The organism is Variovorax sp. GW821-FHT09B05 (assembly GCF_059418265.1).
The window spans coordinates 193,996-210,655 of sequence record NZ_JBWKPN010000008.1 but is presented as its reverse complement, the minus strand read 5'-3'; the positions used below and the strand labels follow the sequence as shown (position 1 = coordinate 210,655).

The window sequence follows — 16,660 nt, the reverse complement described above, 5'->3', positions numbered from 1 at the left end:
CGTGAGTGCACTCACCGCCCGCGCGAACGCCGCCTCCGAGCCGCTGCATGCCGTGAAGGCATGGTGGCAGGCGGCGCCGTTCGCGCTGGTGTTCCTGCTGTTCTTCCTGGTTCCGCTGGCGCTGGTGGCGATGGTGAGCCTGTGGAACTTCAACGAGTACGAGCTGATCCCGGCGTTCACGCTGCGCAACTACCTGAGCCTGTTCGAGGGCTGTTCGCGGCTGACCGACAACGGCGACCTCTGCGTGACGCTCAACACCTACCTGAGCACCTTCAAGTTCTGCCTGCTGGTCTGGGGCATCACGCTGCTGATCGGTTTCTCGGTGGCCTACTTCCTGGCCTTCCACGTGCGCTCGTCGACGATGCAGACGGTGCTGTTCGTGCTGTGCACGGTGCCGTTCTGGACCTCGAACGTGATCCGCATGATCTCGTGGGTGCCGCTGCTGGGCCGCAACGGGCTGGTGAACCAGGCGCTGATGGGCCTGGGGCTCGTGCAGCAACCTGTGGAGTGGCTGCTGTTCTCCGACTTCTCGGTGGTGCTGGCCTTCGTGCACCTCTACACGATGTTCATGATCGTGCCGATCTTCAACAGCATGATGCGCATCGACCGCTCGCTGCTCGAGGCCGCGAACGACGCGGGTGCCTCGGGCTGGCAGACGCTGTGGAACGTGGTGGTGCCGCTGTCGCGCACGGGCATCCTGATCGGCTCGATCTTCGTCATCACGATCGTGATGGGCGACTTCGTGACCATCGGCGTGATGGGCGGCCAGCAGATCGCCTCGATCGGCAAGATCATCCAGGTGCAGACCTCGTACCTGCAGTTCCCGCTGGCGGCGGCCAACGCGATGATCCTGCTGGCTGTGGTGCTGATGATCATCTGGGGGCTGACGCGGCTGGTGGACATACGCAAGGAGCTCTAGGTGGTCTTCTTGTGTTGCCGATTTCGACCTGCGGGACGCGCTCGCGCCGACGGGGTGCTCTGCTCCGCGAATGTCCCCCGGCCTTCGGCCTCCTCCTTGATTTCGCTGCGCAGAGCACCCCATCGACGCGAGCGAGGCACGGCAGTGATGACGGGCCGGGCACCACCGGCCTGCCCAGATGCACGGGGTACCGGGTACTCCCCGCAGCGAAATCAAGGAGGAGTCCGAAGGGCGGGGGACATTCGCGGAGGGGAGTACCCGGTGCCCCGTGCATCCACCCCGAAAAAAGACACACCATGACCGACCACATCCGAGAGAAACGCAACAAAGGCTTCTGGCCCCTGGCCACCGTCTTCGCCCTCTTCGTGCTGTTCATCTACGGCCCGATGATCACGATCTTCGTGCTGAGCTTCCAGGGCCCCGAAGGCGGCCTGACCTTCCCGCTGCGGGGCGTCTCGCTGCACTGGTTCCACAAGCTCGCCGAGGGCCTGGGCACGGTCGACATCGGCGCCGCGTTCCGGCGTTCGCTCGCGCTGGGCGCCGTGGTCATGGGCTTCACCGTCGTGCTCTCGGTGCTTGCCGGCCTCGCGTTCCGCAAGAAGCTCGCGGGCGGCAACACCCTGTTCTTCGTCACGGTCGCGAGTCTGATCATGCCGTCGATCATCATCTCGCTGGGCATCGGCCTGCAGTTCCGGCTGCTCGACACCGGCATCAAGGCCCTGCTGACCGCCATCGACGCCACCACCCTGCTCGAGGGCTACGGCACCGCGCTCGGCCTGTTCAGCTCCGCCCTCGGCGCCCACCTCACCTGGACCCTGCCCTTTGGGCTGCTCATCATGTTCGCGGTCTTCAACCGCTTCAACCCGGCCTACGAGGAGGCCGCGCGCGACCTCGGCGCCACGCCCTGGCAGACCTTCCGCTTCGTCGTGCTGCCGCTGATCGGCCCCTCGATCGTGGGCATCGGCATGTTCGGTTTCACCCTCTCGTGGGACGAGATCGCGCGCACCTCGCAGGCCATCGGAGACGTCAACACCCTGCCGCTCGAGCTGCAGGGCCTGACCTCGACCGTGACCACCCCTTCGATCTATGCCCTCGGCACGGTGACCACCGTGGTGTCGCTGCTGGTCATGGCAGCGGCGCTGGGGGCGGCCGCGTTGCTGCGGCGACGGTCGGTGCGGCAGCGCTGAGCGCGGCGGGCCTCACCCGAAATAAGGGTGCTCGACCGGGAACAGCGCCCGCTTCACGAAGCTGCGCCACTGCGCCGGCGCGCGCGCACCCAGCACGACCAGGCCCGCGCTGTAGGCATGCGCGCGGTACTGCGGCGTCAATCCTTCGGCCGCCTGCTCGGCCTGGCGCGGATCCTTGCTGGTCTGCAGCACGGTCACGAAGGCGCGCAGGCGCTGCGCATCCTCGGGCGACATGTACTTGAGGAGCTCCAGTTGCCTGTCGACCGGCTGCCCATGCCGGATGGCCAGGCCCACGCCGGGCATCAGCGCCTCGAAATCCTGAGCCGTCATCGTGCGTGAGGCCTCGAGCGCCTTCGCCACCTGCCTCTGGTTCGCCCCTTCCGACGCCCCGATGAACACCAGCAGGCGAACGGGCGGCGCGGTGCCCGCGTTCGCGATGCCGGAGGCCTTCTCGAGATTGCCGCGGCTCATCTCGAGATAGCCGAACGCCGAGCTGTCCGCGGGGATGCCCTTGCCGGAGTTCAGCATCTGCTGAATCTGCAGGAAGGTCGATTTGGCCGCCAGGTCGTCGAGCGACGCGCCCTCGCCCTGCTCGATGCGCCGGATGCGCGCCAGGTCGTCGACCGTGGCGGTGGTCAGCAGCGGCGCCTTGGCTCCGGCCCGTTCGTAGGCACGACGCGCCTCCGCCCAGGACTGCTCGCCGGCCCAGGCGTGACCGGCCGCGTAGGCGAACCAGGCACTGTCGGGATACTGCGTCGCGCCCTTCTTGAACGCCGCGTCCTTCTGCGCGCCGTCGCTCATGCAGCGCACCACCAGGTAGGCGAGGTCCGCCTGCGCCGGATGCGCCTGGGCGAGCGCGCGATGCTGGGTGCAAACCCGCTCGCGGTCCGCGGGCGTGGCGGCCTGGTTCTGCTGTTCGCGCAGCGAGGCGATCTCGAGCGGCGCGCTCGCCAGCCGCGCGGCGACGATCCTCGCGCGGCTGTCGGGCGCGTGCTGGTCGGCCGCCGCGAACCACTCGAGCAGGTGGGCCGACTGTCCCGAATCCCAGCTGGCATGCACCTCGATGAGCGCCTTGCGCTCGTCATCGCCGTCGACCATGGTCAGCACATTGCTCGCCGACCGTGTATCGGGTCCGCTGATGACCGAACGCGTGCCACCGCTGCTGCCCTTGCTGGTCGTGATCTGCCGGGGCGGCGGCTCGAACAGCGCGTCGGCCGACTGCGCCGACCAGCGCGGCGCGCCGAGCTTCCTTTCGGGCGGCGCGCTGCTCTGTCCATACACCGCCGTCCATGCCACCAGCGGCGCCGCGGCGGCCACGTTGTAGACGTAGTGCATGCCGATCAGTTCGGGGTTGGCCGAGAACGATTCGATCTGGCGCCCTTCGGTCGTGCGCGCGGCGATCTCGATCGTCTTGTCGGCCTCCACCTCGAAGTGCCGCTTGGCGCCCGGCGCGACCACCGCGCTGCGCCCGCCCACGCGGACTTCCACCTCGCGGTCGAGCCCGTTGTAGGCGACCACCGTGGCACTGCCGAGGGTGGTGCTGACGCCCATGAGCGCGGCGATCACGCCGCCCGCGACCACGAGGCGCGCGCCACCGGCCCACCAGCCGTCGGCGGTCTGGAATCTCGACCAGGCATCGAGCTTCTTCTGCCGCGGGCGCTCCTGCCCGTTCGTCAGCGTCGGGTAGCTTCCCTGCACCGCCGGCGCCGCCGGTGCCTCGCCCACGGCATCGGGCCGGCCCGATGCATCGGCCAGGCGCGCCTCGGTGCCCAGCAACTGGTCGAGCGCGGCCCGGCGCAGCGCGCCGAGCGCCTCCACCATCGGGCGCACCCAGCTGTCGGAGGCGCGCAGCCACTCGTTGATGTTCTCGCGCGTCGGATAGCCGAAGTTGAATTCACCGACCATGGCCGCCCAGCTCTGGCTGCCCATCAGCGCGAGCGCCTGCGGCCCGGCATCGATCGCCGGCGCGTCCTTCGCGATCTCGGCCATGCCGGTGAAGAGCGCGCTGGCGTGCGCCAGCACGCGCTGCGCTTCGGCCTCGCTGGTCTTGCGCTTGGCGGTCACCATGGCGAAGGTGTTGAGCATCGCGGCCTGCAGGTCGACCAGGTTCGCCTCGGTGTGCTCGGCGTAGTGCAGCAGCCGCAGCTGTGCCAGCCAGCCGGCCTCCCACTCGGAGCCCAATACCGCGGCCAGCGCGCGCAGCGTGGAACGGCAGCGCCGGTCGTGGGCATCGAGATCGCGCTCGGCGGCCACGATGTCGCGGGCGACCTCTTCGATGGCGCCGGCGATGTCGCGCTTGCGGATGGCCTTGCCGCGATGCTCCAGGCGCGGGCCCTCGCTCCTCGCGATGCCGTCGCGCACGGCCTGCAGGGCGGCCCGCTCGTGCCGCAGCGCATCGAGCCGCTCGAGCATGCCCGACAGCGCTTCGGGATAGAGCCCCGGCAGCGCCGCCGCGGCCTCCGAGGCACTGATGCGGTCGAACAACTGCTCGGCCGTGTGCTGCGAACGCGTGACGGCCCGCCCGAGGTAGACGCCGCGATAGCGCCGCTTGTAGGACTCGCGGTCGTACTCGGCATGGAGCGCCTGCAACGCGGCCTCGCGCGTGGCCGTGGCCGGCGGCGGCACGATGTGGCTGATCAGCTGGCCGCAGATGCGCTCGCGGAAGGCCTGCGCGTCGTCGAACAGGTTCCACGCGGGGTCGGCACTGGCCTCGGCGGCGAGGTAGACCTTCTTCGCGTTCTCCTCGCGCTCGTGGCTGGCCGGGTGGGTTGCCCACATGCGCGAGACCGAAACCCGGTCGCGCTTGAAGATGCGGTGGACGGCACGGTCGCCGGCCGATGCCGGCGGCACCCCGTAGTCCGGATCGTCGTAGATGACGCGCAGCTTGCCCAGCACCGCCGACTGCAGCTCGTACAGGTCGGGCACCGCCGTGCCCTTGTGCAGTTGCTGGTTGGCGAAGGCCAGCGTGCGGTCCCAGGCCGCGTCGGCCGACTGGATGCGGTAGAGCGCGTCGATGAGGGCGTCGCTGCCCGCCAGGCTCACGGACACCCGATCGGCCTGGAATTCCATCTCGCGCGACAACGCGCGATCGGCCAGCACCACCAGCCGGAACAAGGTGTCGACCACCGAGCGGATCGACCACACCAGCAGCGAGAACAGCCAGCCGACCCAGGCGATGCGCACGTCGGTGCGCGACAGGCCCTCGAGGAAGCGATCGAGCCCGTCGCGCTTGGCCACGATGTGGCCGGCGATCTGCTGCGCGAGGTACACCCAGCGCCCCACCGCCATGCTGCGCTGCGCGAAATGCCCGAACTCGTGCGCCAGCACGGCCTTGAACTCGGAGACGCTCAGCACGTTGAGCAGCGGCAGGCCGATCTCCAGGTTCTTCTTGGAGGGCAGGAAGAAGTTCAGCAGCGACAGGTCGTAGAAGACCGCCGCGTTGACGCGCGAGGACACGTAGACCCTGGCGGGCCGAGGTGCCCGCGCCTCGTCGGCCAGCCTGTAGAGGAAGGCGAACAGCCGCGGCTGCTCGGTGGCCGTGATCTCCGTCAGGCCGCCATGCTGCCCGCGCCGCACGAACACCAGCGCCTTCAGCATGAACACCGCGAGGAAGCCGGCGCCGAGGCCGACCGCGAACAGCAGGAAGCCGTCGCGCGAACCATAGATCGCCGCGCGCATCGACAGATAGGCCTTCCAGGCGAGCCAGCCCGAGAACAGCAGGTAGGCCGCCACGAACCCCAGCAGCGCCAGCATGGCGAACCATGCATGGCGGCGATAGGCCGGCGACGCTTTCGCGAGTTGACTCGCGGCCCCTCCCGGGCCCGCTGGATAGAGCGCATCCGACATGTGTTCCTCCCTCAGGTTTCTCTCTTGTTCGCCGCGGTGTTCGACACCCATCGATCCTTGCGACCGATAATCCCCAATCCTGGCAGATTCTTACATTTGCAAACAAAACATCAAGAGGGGAAACGTGCTCGAGAAACTCAACGAATTCACGGAGAGCCATGGCGAGCTGCGCCGCGGACGGGGGCTGGTCACCGGGACCATCGCGCTGAGCCTGGGCATCCTGTGTTTTCTCGGGGTGCTGGTGTTCCACTTTCCCCAGTACCTGAGCACGCCCGAGCTGCGCAAGAGCTACAACGTCGACGTGATGCGGCTGATCCTGCTGGCGGCGCTCGTCATCTCCGGCGGGCTCTCGCTGGTCAACATCATCTTCAACCGCTCGCGCTGGCTGTCGTCGGCCGCGTTCCTGCTGGTGGCGGCCTCGGCCCTGCTCGGCGGCCACAAGGTCCCGGTCAACGACTTCGCCGACAACACCCCCTACATCGGCCTCGACTGGTTCATCCTCGACCTGCTCGGCTCCTCGCTGATCTTCATCTTCATCGAGAAGCTGTTCGCGCTGCGCAAGGACCAGCCCGTGTTCCGCGCCGAGTGGCAGACCGACTTCCACCACTTCGTGGTCAACCACATGATCGTGGGCTTCGTGCTGCTGGCCACCAACCTCATGGTGCACAAGCTGTTCGGCTGGGCCGCCAACGACGGCATCCGCGGCTGGGTCGGCAACCTGCCGTTCTGGGCCGGGCTGCTGCTGATCATCCTGGTGGCCGACCTGGTGCAGTACTGGACCCATCGCGCCTACCACGAGGTGCCCGTGCTGTGGCGGCTGCACGCGGTGCACCACAGCGTGAAAAGCATGGACTGGATGGCCGGCTCGCGCCAGCACATCCTCGAGCTGCTGATCACGCGCACGCTGGTGCTGGCGCCGATCTACGTGCTGGGCTTCAGCAAGGAAGTGATCGACGCCTACATCGTGGTGGTGGGCTTCCAGGCGGTGTTCAACCACTGCAACGTGAGCGTGCGGCTCGGCCCGCTGCGCTACGTGATCGTCACGCCCAACTTCCACCACTGGCACCACAGCCAGGACCAGGAAGCGCTCGACAAGAACTACGCGGCGCACTACGCCTTCCTCGACTACCTCTTCGGCACGGCCGTGAAGACCACCAGGCTCTGGCCCGAGAAGTACGGCGTGCTCGGCGACTACGTGCCCAACGGCTTCTTCAAGCAGTTGAAGTTCCCGTTCCTCTGGAAGGGCTGATGCGCGTGTTCCGCCAGACCTGCGCGGCCCTCGCTGCCGCGGGCGCCGCCCTGCTGCTCGGGGCCTGCGCCACCCGCCTCGACCTGCCCTCGCAAGACAGCGGCCTGCGCCTGCGGGTGCAGAGCTCGGTGATCGCGCCGGGCAACGGCGGCGAGCTGATCGCGGCCGATGCACTCGAGCCCGGCGACATCCTGCTGACCTCGATCGCCACGGTGAATTCCTTCGGCATCCGGCTGGGCACCTTCTCGCCCGTGAGCCATGCCGTGCTCTACCTCGGCGACGGCCGGATCGCCGAGGCCGTGGGCACCGGCGTGCGCGCGCGGGCCCTGGCCGAGGTGGTCGACGAGGAACAGATGGTGGTGGCCTTCCGCGTGCCCGGCGTGGACGCGGCCGGCGCCGAGCGCATGCGTGCCTGGGCGCTGTCGCAGGTCGGCGTGCGCTACAACACCGTGGGCGTGCTGCTCAACGCGCCCTTCGTGCTGAACCGCCGGCTGTGCGAACTGCCGCTGATGCCGGGCGCGGTCAGCCACTACTGCATGAGCGGCATGGCCATGGTGCAGCTGGGCGCGAGCCGCGACGACCAGTTCTTCTGCTCGCAGTTCGTGCTCGAGGCCTACAACCAGGCCGGCCTGCCGATCACCAGCGCCGACCCGCGCTGGGTCAGCCCGGCCGACCTGCTGCACATGCGCGAGGGCGACGTGCCCTCGATCGCCGCCACCCAGCCGCTGCGCTACGTGGGCCACCTCAAGTACAACCCGCCGCCGGTGCTGGCGGCCGACGGGCCATGAGCGCCGCGCCGGGCCGCCCCAAGCAAGCTCGCACCGCAGTGCGAAGCACGGAGGTACTTCAGTGAGCGAAGTCTCGCGTTTCGACGCCGTGGTGATCGGCGCCGGCGCCGCCGGGCTGTTCTGCGCGGGCGTGGCGGGCCATCGCGGGCTCAGGGTGCTGCTGCTGGACCACAGCGAGAAGGTGGGCGAGAAGATCCGCATCTCGGGCGGCGGCCGCGCCAACTTCACCAACCGCGACCTCGACGTGCGCGCGCCGCAGCGCCACTTCATCGGCGAGAACCCGAATTTCTGCCGCTCGGCGCTGTCGCGCTATGCGCCGCAGCAGTTCATCGAGCTGGTGCAGAAGCACGGCATCGCCTTCCACGAGAAGCACAAGGGGCAGCTGTTCTGCGACGGCTCCTCGCAACAGATCGTCGACATGCTGCTGGCCGAATGCGCGGCCGGCGGGGTCGAGCGCTGGCAGCCCTGCCGCATCGGGCAGATCACGTTTTCGGCCGAAAACGCAGATGGGACGAGCGTCGGAAGCTATCGAATCGAGAGCAGCCGCGGTCCGATCGAGGCGCCGAAGATCGTGGTCGCCACGGGCGGCCTGTCGATTCCGCAGATCGGCGCCAGCGACTTCGGCTACCGCATCGCCGAGCAGTTCGGCCTGCGCATGGTCGCGCCGCGCCCGGCGCTGGTGCCGCTGACCTTCGGCGGCGAGGCCTGGGCGCCCTATGCCGAACTGGCCGGGCTGGCGCTGCCGGTGCGCATCGAGACCGGGGCCAAGAAGGAGAAGATCGCCTTCCTGGAGGACCTGCTGTTCACCCATCGCGGCCTCTCGGGCCCGGCCGTGCTGCAGATCTCGAGCTACTGGAAGCCCGGCGCGCCGCTCACGCTCGATTTCGCGCCCGGCGTGGACGTGGCCGCGGCCTTCGCCGAGGCCAAGCTGCGCTCGAAGAAGCGCATCGCCAACGAGCTCGCCGCCCTGGTGCCCTCGCGGCTGGCCGATGTCTGGGTCGGCCAGGACGGCGCGCTGCAGCGGCCGATCAACGAGGCCGCCGACCGCGCGCTGGCCGCGCTGGCCGAGCGCATCGCGCGCTGGCAGATCGTGCCCTCGGGCACCGAGGGCTACAAGAAGGCCGAGGTCACGGCCGGCGGCGTCGACACCCGGGACCTGTCGTCCCAGACGATGGAATCGAAGCAGCCGGGCCTGTATTTCATCGGCGAAGTGGTCGACGTCACCGGCTGGCTCGGCGGCTACAACTTCCAATGGGCCTGGGCGAGTGCCCACGCCTGCGCAAACGCGCTATAATCGCCGGCTAACTTTGGCCTTCCCTCAACGGCCACACACTTTTTCTTGTTGAGGAACCCCGGCCTGGGGCTCTCGATCCTCCCCCGGCCAAATTTCAAATCAACGATTCCTGATGACCACCATCCGCGTTAAAGAAAACGAGCCCTTCGACGTCGCCCTGCGCCGCTTCAAGCGCACCATCGAAAAGCTCGGCCTGCTGACCGACCTGCGCGCCCGCGAGTTCTACGAAAAGCCGACCGCCGAGCGCAAGCGCAAGAAGGCAGCCGCCGTGAAGCGCCATTACAAGCGCGTTCGCAGCATGCAGCTGCCCAAGAAGCTGTACTGACGCACCCTGGCACCGGAGACAGCGGCCGATTCGACAACACCGAACCCGTCGCCCTCCGCCCCGCCAACTGCCTTCCAGCCGCGCCAGGGAAACCTGCCGCGGCTTTGTTTTTTCCCGCAGGAGACCCCATGAGCCTCAAAGAACAGATCACCGAAGACATGAAGACCGCGATGCGCGCCAAGGACTCCGAGCGCCTGGGCACGATCCGGCTGCTGCTGGCCGCGCTCAAGCAGAAGGAAGTCGACGAGCGCGTCGAGCTCGACGACGCCATGGTCGTGGCCATCGTCGACAAGCTGGTGAAGCAGCGCAAGGACTCGGTCACCGCCTTCACCCAGGGCGGCCGCACCGACCTGGCCGACAAGGAAGCCGCCGAGATCAAGGTGCTCGAGGTCTACCTGCCGCAGCGCCTGGGCGCCGACGAGATCGCCGCCGAGGTCAAGGCCATCGTGGCCGAGCTCGGTGCCGCGGGCCCGGGCGACATGGGCAAGGTGATGGGCGCGGTCAAGACGCGCCTGGCCGGCAAGGCCGACATGGGCCTGGTGAGCGCCGCGGTCAAGGCCGCGCTGACCGGCGCCTGATCGCCATGACCGCCGGCACCGAGACCGCCGCGATCCCGAAGGCCTGCGCCTGCCTGGTCGACGCGCGCGGCCGGCTGCTGGTGTTCCGCCATCCCGAGGACGGCAACATGCAGCTGCCCAAGGGCACCATCGAACCGGGCGAATCGCCCGAGTTCGCGGTGCGGCGCGAGCTGCTCGAGGAATCGGGCATCGACCATGCCGGCGCGCTGGTCTCGCTGGGCACCCTGCAGCGCGACTGCGAGGCCGGCGTCGAGGGCAACACCCACCGCCACCCGCAGCTGTGGCACCTGTTCCTGATCCACGCCGAAGGGCCGCTGCCCGAGCATTTCGACCACGTGGCCATGGGCAGCCCCGAGGAAGACGGCCTGGTGTTCTCCTTCAGCTGGCTGGCGCCCGAGGCGCCGATCGACGGCTACGCCCTGCCCTACCGCCAGGCCATCGAGCGCGTGCGCGCCGCGCAGGCCCTGGCGACGGCCCAGCCCGTCGCCGCGAGCTGAACGCCCCCAGCGCGCTCACCCCATGGCCCGCACGGCCATGTAGGCACCCAGCAGCCCCAGCCCGATCAGGAAGCAGCGCCTGAACACCGGCACCGGCAGCCGCTGGCGCAGCCAGGTGCCCAGCACCATCCCCGCGATCGCCGGCACCAGCATCAGCGCCGAGCCGCCGAGCACCGCCAGCGGGTAGCCGCCGTTGCCCGCGAGCCCGATCGCCAGCACCACGGTCGAGGTGGTGAACGAGATGCCCATCGCCTGGATCAGCGCGTCGCGCTGGAAGCCCAGCGCCTGCAGGTAGGGCACGGCCGGCACCACGAACACCCCGGTCACGGCCGTCACCAGCCCGGTCGCGATGCCGACCAGCGGCCCGAGCCAGCGCTCGTGCGCGGGCGCCACCTTCAGCTGCCGTCCGGTCAGCCCCCACAGCGCATAGGCCACCAGCGCCACGCCAAGCGCCACCGAGGCCCAGGCCCCGGCCGGCACGCCCAGCCACCAGGCGCCGCCCAGCGTGCCCGCCACGATGCCGGCCTGCATGCCGCCGATGCGCCGCAGCACCGGCAGGAAAGTCGCGCGCGGCCCGGTCTGCCAGACGTTGGTGACCAGCGAGGGCACGATCAGCAGCGCCGCCGCCTGCACCGGGCGCATCCACAGCGCGAGCAGGCCCATCGACACCGTCGGCAGCCCGAGGCCGATCACGCCCTTGATCACGCCGGCCAGCAGGAAGACCGCCGCGGCGGCGATGCCGTGCCCCGCGAGGCCGGCCAGTTCGTTCGAGAAGGAGGAAGACGTCATCGGCGCGCAGTCTGCCGGCCGCGGCGCCGGCCGGGAATCCGGCATTCGCGCAGCGAGCCTCAGGCACAGACTGAGGCCGGCGTGCTACCTTGCGGGCTCACCATGCGATTCGATCTCACCGACCTGCGGCTCTTCCTCCACGTCGTCGAGGCCGGCAGCCTGACCGCCGGCGCGCAGCGCTCGCACATGACGCTGGCCTCGGCCAGCCAGCGCGTGCGCGGCATGGAGAACGCGCTCGGCACCCCGCTGCTCACGCGCCATGCCCAGGGCGTGCGCCCCACCGAGGCCGGCCGCACCCTGCTGCACCATGCGCGCGTGGTGCTGCAGCAGATGGAGCGGCTGCGCGGCGAACTCGGCGAATACGGCCAGGGCCTCAAGGGCCATGTGCGCTTCCTCTGCGGCACCTCGGCGCTGACCGAGCACCTGCCCGAGGTGCTGGCGCGCTTCCTGGCGCAGCATCCGCGGGTGTCGATCGACCTCGAGGAGAGGCCCAGCCCCGACACCGTGGAGGCGCTGCGCGCCGGCCTGTGCGACATCGGCATCGTCTCCGACGCCATCGACACCGAGGGCCTCGAATGCCATCCGTTCCGGCGCGACGACCTGGTGCTGGTGATGCCGCGCGGCCACGCGCTGGCCGGGCGCCGGCGCGTGAAGCTGGCCGAGGTGGTCGACAGCGAGTTCGTCGGCCTGCCCGCCGACAGCGCGCTGCAGCAGCTCGTGACCATGCATGCGCGCGCGCTCGGGCGCCACCTGTCCTACCGCGTGCGGGTGCGCAACTTCGAGGCCGTGTGCCGCATGGTCGAGCAGGGCATCGGCGTGGGCATCCTGCCGCAGACCGCGGCCGCGCGCTGCGCGCGTTCGATGAAGATCGCGCGCGCCTCGCTGGCCGACGCCTGGGCCGAGCGCACCTTGATGGCCTGCGTGCGCAATTCGCAGGAGCTGCCGCTGAACGCGCGGCGCATGCTCGCCTACCTGCTGGAGCCCGTGGAGAAGTCTTAAGCCTCGCGCGTGACCGGCCGCCCCTGCGCCGCACGCGCCGCCACGAAGGCCTCGAAAGCCTCGGCGCTGGTCTTGCGCGGGCGGTAGCCGAAGCGCTCCTTCAGCGCGGTGTTCGAGAGCACCGGCCGGTAGCGCAGGAAGTCGAGTTGCTCGGGCCCGTAGCGGCTCACGCCGAGCGCCGAGCCCACCGCCAGCGCCGTCTTCAGCACGCCCGCGGGAAAGTCGATGGTGCGCTTGCCCAGGCGCGCCGCGATCTCGTGGATCGGCAGCGCCCCATCGCCCGCGAGGTTGTAGCAGCCGGCCGGCGCACCGCCCTCGAGCGCATGGGCGATGGCGCCGGTCACGTCCTCGTCCCAGACGAAGACGAAGGGACTCGCGCTGCCGCGGATCGCGATCAGCCGCCGCTTCTCGAACAGCGCCGTGATCTGGTTGTCGACGCGCTCGCCGAGGATGGTGCCGATGCGCAGCACCGTCTGCGCCAGCGAGGGATGGCGCGCGCGCCAGTCGGCCAGCAGCTCCTCGACCTGGCGCTTGTGGTCGGCATAGGCGAACACCGCGTTGCCGCGCAGCGGCTGGCGCTCGTCGATCCAGGCCGGGTTGTCGGCGTGGTAGCCGTAGGCCGCGCCGCTCGACGACACCACGATGTGCGCGACCCGGTACATGGTGCAGGCCTTGAGCACGTTGCGCGTGCCGCCCACGTCGACCGAATGCTCGAAGTCGCGGTTCGAGTCCCTGCCCGGCGTGACGATCGAGGCCAGGTGCACCACGGTGTCGATGGCATGGTCGGCGAAGGCCTTGCCGATGCCGGCCTCGCGCACGTCCTGCGCCAGGTAGGCCACGCCCGGCAGCCGGCGCGCGGACGGCACCTCGCGCACGTCGAGCGCCACCAGGCCCTCGAGCTGCCCGTGGCCCAGCCGCGGCGCGAGCGCGGCCAGCACGCCGCGGCCCAGGAAGCCGTCGGCGCCCGTCACCAGCACGCGGCGCGCGGCGGCTGTCATGGCGTCGCGGGCCGGCGGCCCCACCAGCTCGCGAGCGCGAGGCCCGCGATGATGTCCCAGAAGCCCCAGACGCCGGCCACCACGGCCATCCCGCCGAGCCCGCCGAAGAAGCTGAAGATCAGCACCAGCCCGAGCCCCGCGTTGCGGATGCCGACCTCGATCGCCACCGCGCGCCGGTCGTAGTCGGCCAGCCCCGACAGCCGCGCGCAGAGGTAGCCGGTGCCGAAGGCCAGTGCGTCGTGCAGCACCACGGCCAGCAGCACCAGCCCCACGTAGTCGAGGAAGTAGCGCCAGTTGCCCGCGATCGCGCCGACGATGAAGGCGATCAGCGCGAGGAAGCTCAGGATCCGCGCCGGCTTCTTGATGCGCGCCGTGAGCCCCGGCAGCCGGTGCGCGCAGGCCACGCCGAGCACGAAGGGAATGCCGATGATCATCACGATGTGGCCCAGCATGTCGAGCGGATCGAGCGCGATGGTCTGGAGCAGCGGCGCGGCGGTCGGATGCAGTCCGCCCCAGAAGGCGAAGTTCAGCGGCATCAGCACGATCGACAGCGCGTTCGAGATCGCGGTCATCGACACCGACAGCGCCACGTTGCCGCCCGCGCGGTGCGTGAGGATCTGCGAGATGTTGCCCGGCGGGCAGCAGGCCACCAGGATCATGCCGAGCGCGATGCTCGGGGCGGGCTTCAGGACCAGCGTGAGCGCGAAGGTCACGGCCGGCAGCACGACGAACTGCGCGCCGATGCCCACCGCCATCGCGCCGGGCATGCGCGCCACGCGCTTGAAGTCCTCGATGCGCGTATCGAGCGCGATGCCGAACATCAGGAAGCCCAGCACCACGTTGAGCAGCACCAGCGAGGCCGGATTGAAGTGCAGGCGGATCTCGTCGACGGGCAGCATGGGCGCGTGTCCTTTTCTTCGTCGGCTCAGCCCGGATCGGCCAGCGCCGCCGAGGCGGCGCGCACCGCGGCGCGGTAGGTGTCCTTGTGCACGTAGTAGGCCATGCGCTCGAGCTGCAGGTACTTGTAGCCGCCGGAGAGGTCGGGCGCAGGCCCCTTGGCGGCCGCGCGCAGCGCCCCGGCCTTGGGCGAGCCCGCCGCCTGAGCGCGCAGGTAGCGCGCCACCAGTTCGGCCTGCTCGTAGCGCCCCTGCCAGCCGATGCCGCTGGCCTCGATCATGCCGAGCACGGCGAGGTTCTCGAAGCGCGGCGAGAAGATGTTGAGGTGCAGCCGCGGCGCCATGCCCTGCCAGTCGAGCAGCGCGCGGTCGATGAACGGGTAGTGCAGCGCATAGCCGGTGGCGGTGAGGATCAGGTCGTAGTCGTGCGTGCCGCCGTCCTTGAAGTAGACGGTGTGGCCGGCCAGCCGCTCGACGTCGGCGCGCACCGCGATGTCGCCATGGCCGATGTGGTGCAGGATCAGCGAATTGACGATCGGGTGCGACTCGTACATGCGGTAGTCGGGCTTCGGAAAGCCGAAGCGCGTGGGGTCGCCGGTGAACCACTGCAGCACCTTGGCGTCCAGCCGCTGCTTGAGCCATGGCGGCAGCGGCTTGCTGCCGCCGAGCGTGTCGGCCGGCTTGCCGAACACGTACTTGGGCACGAAGTAGTAGCCGCGCCGCACCGAGATGTCCACGCACTTCGCGTAGTGCACCGCGTCGACCGCGATGTCGCAGCCCGAGTTGCCCGCGCCCACGATCAGCACCCGCTTGCCCTTGAAGATCTCGGCATGCTTGTAGTCGCTGGTGTGCAGCAGCTCGCCCTCGAAGTGGCCGTCGAAGCGCGGATGCTTGGGCTCGGACAGCGTGCCGTTGGCGATCACCACGCCCTTGAATTCGAAGGTCTCCACGCCCTCCTCGCCATCGCCGTCGGCCGGGCCCACGCTGACCTGCCAGGTGGTGTCGGGCGCGTCCGAGGTCGGCTCCACGCGCAGCACGCGCGTGCCGAAGCGGTAGTGCTCGCGCAGCCCGAAACGCGTGGCGAAGTCGCTGAAGTAGCGGCGCAGCTCGCGGTGGCTCGGGTAGTCGGCCACCGTGTCGGGCATCGGGAATTCGCTGAACTCGGTGGTCCTCTTGCTCGAGATCAGGTGCGCCGAGTGGTAGACCGTGGAGCGCGGGTTCGCGATGTCCCACAGCCCGCCCACGTCGCTGTGCGCCTCGAAACCCTGGAAGGGAATGCCGTGCTTCTGCAGGTTGCGGGCACCGGCGAGGCCCGAGGGGCCGGCGCCGATCAGCGCGATCTGTTCGTGGGTGGGCACTGTCACTGTCACGTTGGCGGCGAGCCTTCCTTCGGCGAGGGCGGTGATGAAAAGGGTGGCAGCCCGGGGATCGGCGTGGCACCGGCCTCGCCCGCGCGCGGCTTGCGCGGCTGGCCGCGCAAGAGCCGGTCGTGCAGCGCCTCGGGCAGGCAATCGAGTGCCTTCGAGAGCCAGCCGATGCGCCGCGGCAGCACGATGCGCTCGCGGCCCGCGGCCACCGCCGCGAGCGTGCGGCGCGCGGCCTCCTCGGGCTCGAGCAGCCCCGGCATCGCGAAGCGGTTGCCGGCGGTCAGCGCGGTGCGGATGTAGCCCGGGCTCACCGTGTGCACCCCGACGCCGCTGCCGCGCAACTCGGCGCGCAGGCTCTCGAGGTAGCGGATCAGCCCGGCCTTGCTCGCGCAGTAGGCGCCGTTGCCCGGCATGCCGCGCCAGCCCGCGATGCTGGCCATGCCGACCAGCGCGCCGCGCGCCTCGCCGCGCATCGCGGCCACGAAGGGCTGGAAGGTGGTCGCGGCGCCCAGCAGGTTGATCTCGAGCATGCGGCGCAACACCGCGAGGTCCTCGGCCTGCGCGGTGTCGAAGCCGCCGGCCACGCCCGCGTTGGCGATCACCAGGTCGGGCGTGCCGGCCCGGGCCATCCAGTCGGCGGCCATGGCCTGCATCGCCACCGTGTCGGCCACGTCGGGCGTGTAGACCGCGCAGCGCCCGGGCGCCAGCGCCTCGAGCGCGCGCAGCCGTTCGCGGTCGAGCCCCACCAGCGCCACCTGCGTGCCGTCGGCGATCAGCCCGCGCGCCAAGGCCTGGCCCAGGCCGCCACAGGCGCCCGTCAGCACGGCATTGCGAAAGCGAGGGGGCATCGGGGAAGCGCGGCTCGAAAAAAGATGCGCCCCAATGTAGCGGCGCGTTTTGCCGCGCCGCCCCGGCGTTTTCCCTTGCA

At 69.9% G+C, this 16,660-nt stretch carries 15 protein-coding genes; 9 read left to right on the top strand and 6 right to left on the bottom strand.

Features of this window, described 5'->3' with window-relative positions; all coding sequences use genetic code 11:
- Position 1: 1 nt before the first annotated feature.
- Both AC07RM_RS21865 and AC07RM_RS21860 read left to right on the top strand, forming a co-directional pair.
- Positions 2–919, top strand: a complete 918-nt coding sequence (locus AC07RM_RS21865) for an ABC transporter permease (RefSeq protein ID WP_495335859.1) — start codon at positions 2–4, stop codon at positions 917–919.
- Positions 920–1,215: 296 nt separating this feature from the next.
- A complete protein-coding gene (locus AC07RM_RS21860; protein ID WP_495335858.1) occupies positions 1,216–2,106 on the top strand; it encodes an ABC transporter permease in 891 nt (296 codons plus the stop codon).
- Positions 2,107–2,118: 12 nt separating this feature from the next.
- Here AC07RM_RS21860 and AC07RM_RS21855 read toward each other — a convergent pair whose 3' ends face one another.
- Positions 2,119–5,859, bottom strand: coding sequence for a M48 family metalloprotease (locus AC07RM_RS21855; RefSeq protein WP_495335857.1), 3,741 nt, complete (start codon positions 5,857–5,859; stop codon positions 2,119–2,121).
- A gap of 217 nt (positions 5,860–6,076) precedes the next feature.
- Here AC07RM_RS21855 and AC07RM_RS21850 point away from each other — a divergent pair, with 217 nt between their 5' ends.
- The 6 genes from AC07RM_RS21850 (at position 6,077) to AC07RM_RS21825 (ending at position 10,683) form a co-directional block, all read left to right on the top strand.
- Positions 6,077–7,201, top strand: a complete 1,125-nt coding sequence (locus AC07RM_RS21850) for a sterol desaturase family protein (protein ID WP_495335856.1) — start codon at positions 6,077–6,079, stop codon at positions 7,199–7,201.
- Positions 7,201–7,989 carry a YaeF family permuted papain-like enzyme gene (locus AC07RM_RS21845; protein WP_431509570.1) on the top strand — a complete coding sequence of 263 codons (789 nt, stop codon included), beginning with the start codon at positions 7,201–7,203 and terminating at the stop codon, positions 7,987–7,989. The genes AC07RM_RS21850 and AC07RM_RS21845 overlap by 1 nt, the downstream gene beginning before the upstream one ends.
- 61 nt (positions 7,990–8,050) lie before the next feature.
- Entirely contained in the window at positions 8,051–9,283 is a 1,233-nt protein-coding gene (locus tag AC07RM_RS21840; RefSeq protein ID WP_495335855.1) for a BaiN/RdsA family NAD(P)/FAD-dependent oxidoreductase, read from the top strand.
- A gap of 112 nt (positions 9,284–9,395) precedes the next feature.
- Positions 9,396–9,608: a 30S ribosomal protein S21 gene (gene rpsU / locus AC07RM_RS21835; RefSeq protein WP_007833691.1), complete on the top strand. Its 213-nt coding sequence runs from the start codon at positions 9,396–9,398 to the stop codon at positions 9,606–9,608.
- Between the two features lie 128 nt (positions 9,609–9,736).
- Complete coding sequence (locus AC07RM_RS21830) at positions 9,737–10,186, top strand: GatB/YqeY domain-containing protein (RefSeq protein WP_093339432.1); 450 nt, start codon at positions 9,737–9,739, stop codon at positions 10,184–10,186.
- Positions 10,187–10,191: 5 nt separating this feature from the next.
- The gene (locus AC07RM_RS21825) at positions 10,192–10,683 is read left to right on the top strand and encodes an NUDIX domain-containing protein (RefSeq protein ID WP_495335854.1); all 492 of its coding nucleotides are present in this window, start codon (positions 10,192–10,194) and stop codon (positions 10,681–10,683) included.
- Positions 10,684–10,698: 15 nt separating this feature from the next.
- On the opposite strand, the gene AC07RM_RS21820 is transcribed toward AC07RM_RS21825, so the two are convergent.
- Positions 10,699–11,472, bottom strand: coding sequence for a sulfite exporter TauE/SafE family protein (locus AC07RM_RS21820; RefSeq protein WP_495335853.1), 774 nt, complete (start codon positions 11,470–11,472; stop codon positions 10,699–10,701).
- 102 nt (positions 11,473–11,574) lie between these two features.
- Here AC07RM_RS21820 and AC07RM_RS21815 point away from each other — a divergent pair, with 102 nt between their 5' ends.
- Positions 11,575–12,471, top strand: a complete 897-nt coding sequence (locus tag AC07RM_RS21815; protein ID WP_495335852.1) for a LysR family transcriptional regulator — start codon at positions 11,575–11,577, stop codon at positions 12,469–12,471.
- Here AC07RM_RS21815 and AC07RM_RS21810 read toward each other — a convergent pair.
- Genes AC07RM_RS21810 through AC07RM_RS21795 form a run of 4 tightly spaced genes read right to left on the bottom strand, consistent with a single transcriptional unit; the run spans position 12,468 to position 16,580 of the window.
- Positions 12,468–13,469 carry an NAD-dependent epimerase/dehydratase family protein gene (locus AC07RM_RS21810; protein WP_495335851.1) on the bottom strand — a complete coding sequence of 334 codons (1,002 nt, stop codon included), beginning with the start codon at positions 13,467–13,469 and terminating at the stop codon, positions 12,468–12,470. The two genes, AC07RM_RS21815 and AC07RM_RS21810, sit on opposite strands and share 4 nt — an antisense overlap.
- Positions 13,466–14,368 (bottom strand): bile acid:sodium symporter family protein, encoded by a 903-nt coding sequence (locus AC07RM_RS21805; protein WP_495335850.1) that lies wholly within the window; start codon positions 14,366–14,368, stop codon positions 13,466–13,468. The genes AC07RM_RS21810 and AC07RM_RS21805 overlap by 4 nt, the downstream gene beginning before the upstream one ends.
- Before the next feature lie 26 nt (positions 14,369–14,394).
- Positions 14,395–15,723: a flavin-containing monooxygenase gene (locus tag AC07RM_RS21800; protein ID WP_495335849.1), complete on the bottom strand. Its 1,329-nt coding sequence runs from the start codon at positions 15,721–15,723 to the stop codon at positions 14,395–14,397.
- Positions 15,724–15,731: 8 nt separating this feature from the next.
- The gene (locus AC07RM_RS21795) at positions 15,732–16,580 is read right to left on the bottom strand and encodes an SDR family oxidoreductase (RefSeq protein ID WP_495335848.1); all 849 of its coding nucleotides are present in this window, start codon (positions 16,578–16,580) and stop codon (positions 15,732–15,734) included.
- Between the last annotated feature and the right edge of the window lie 80 nt (positions 16,581–16,660).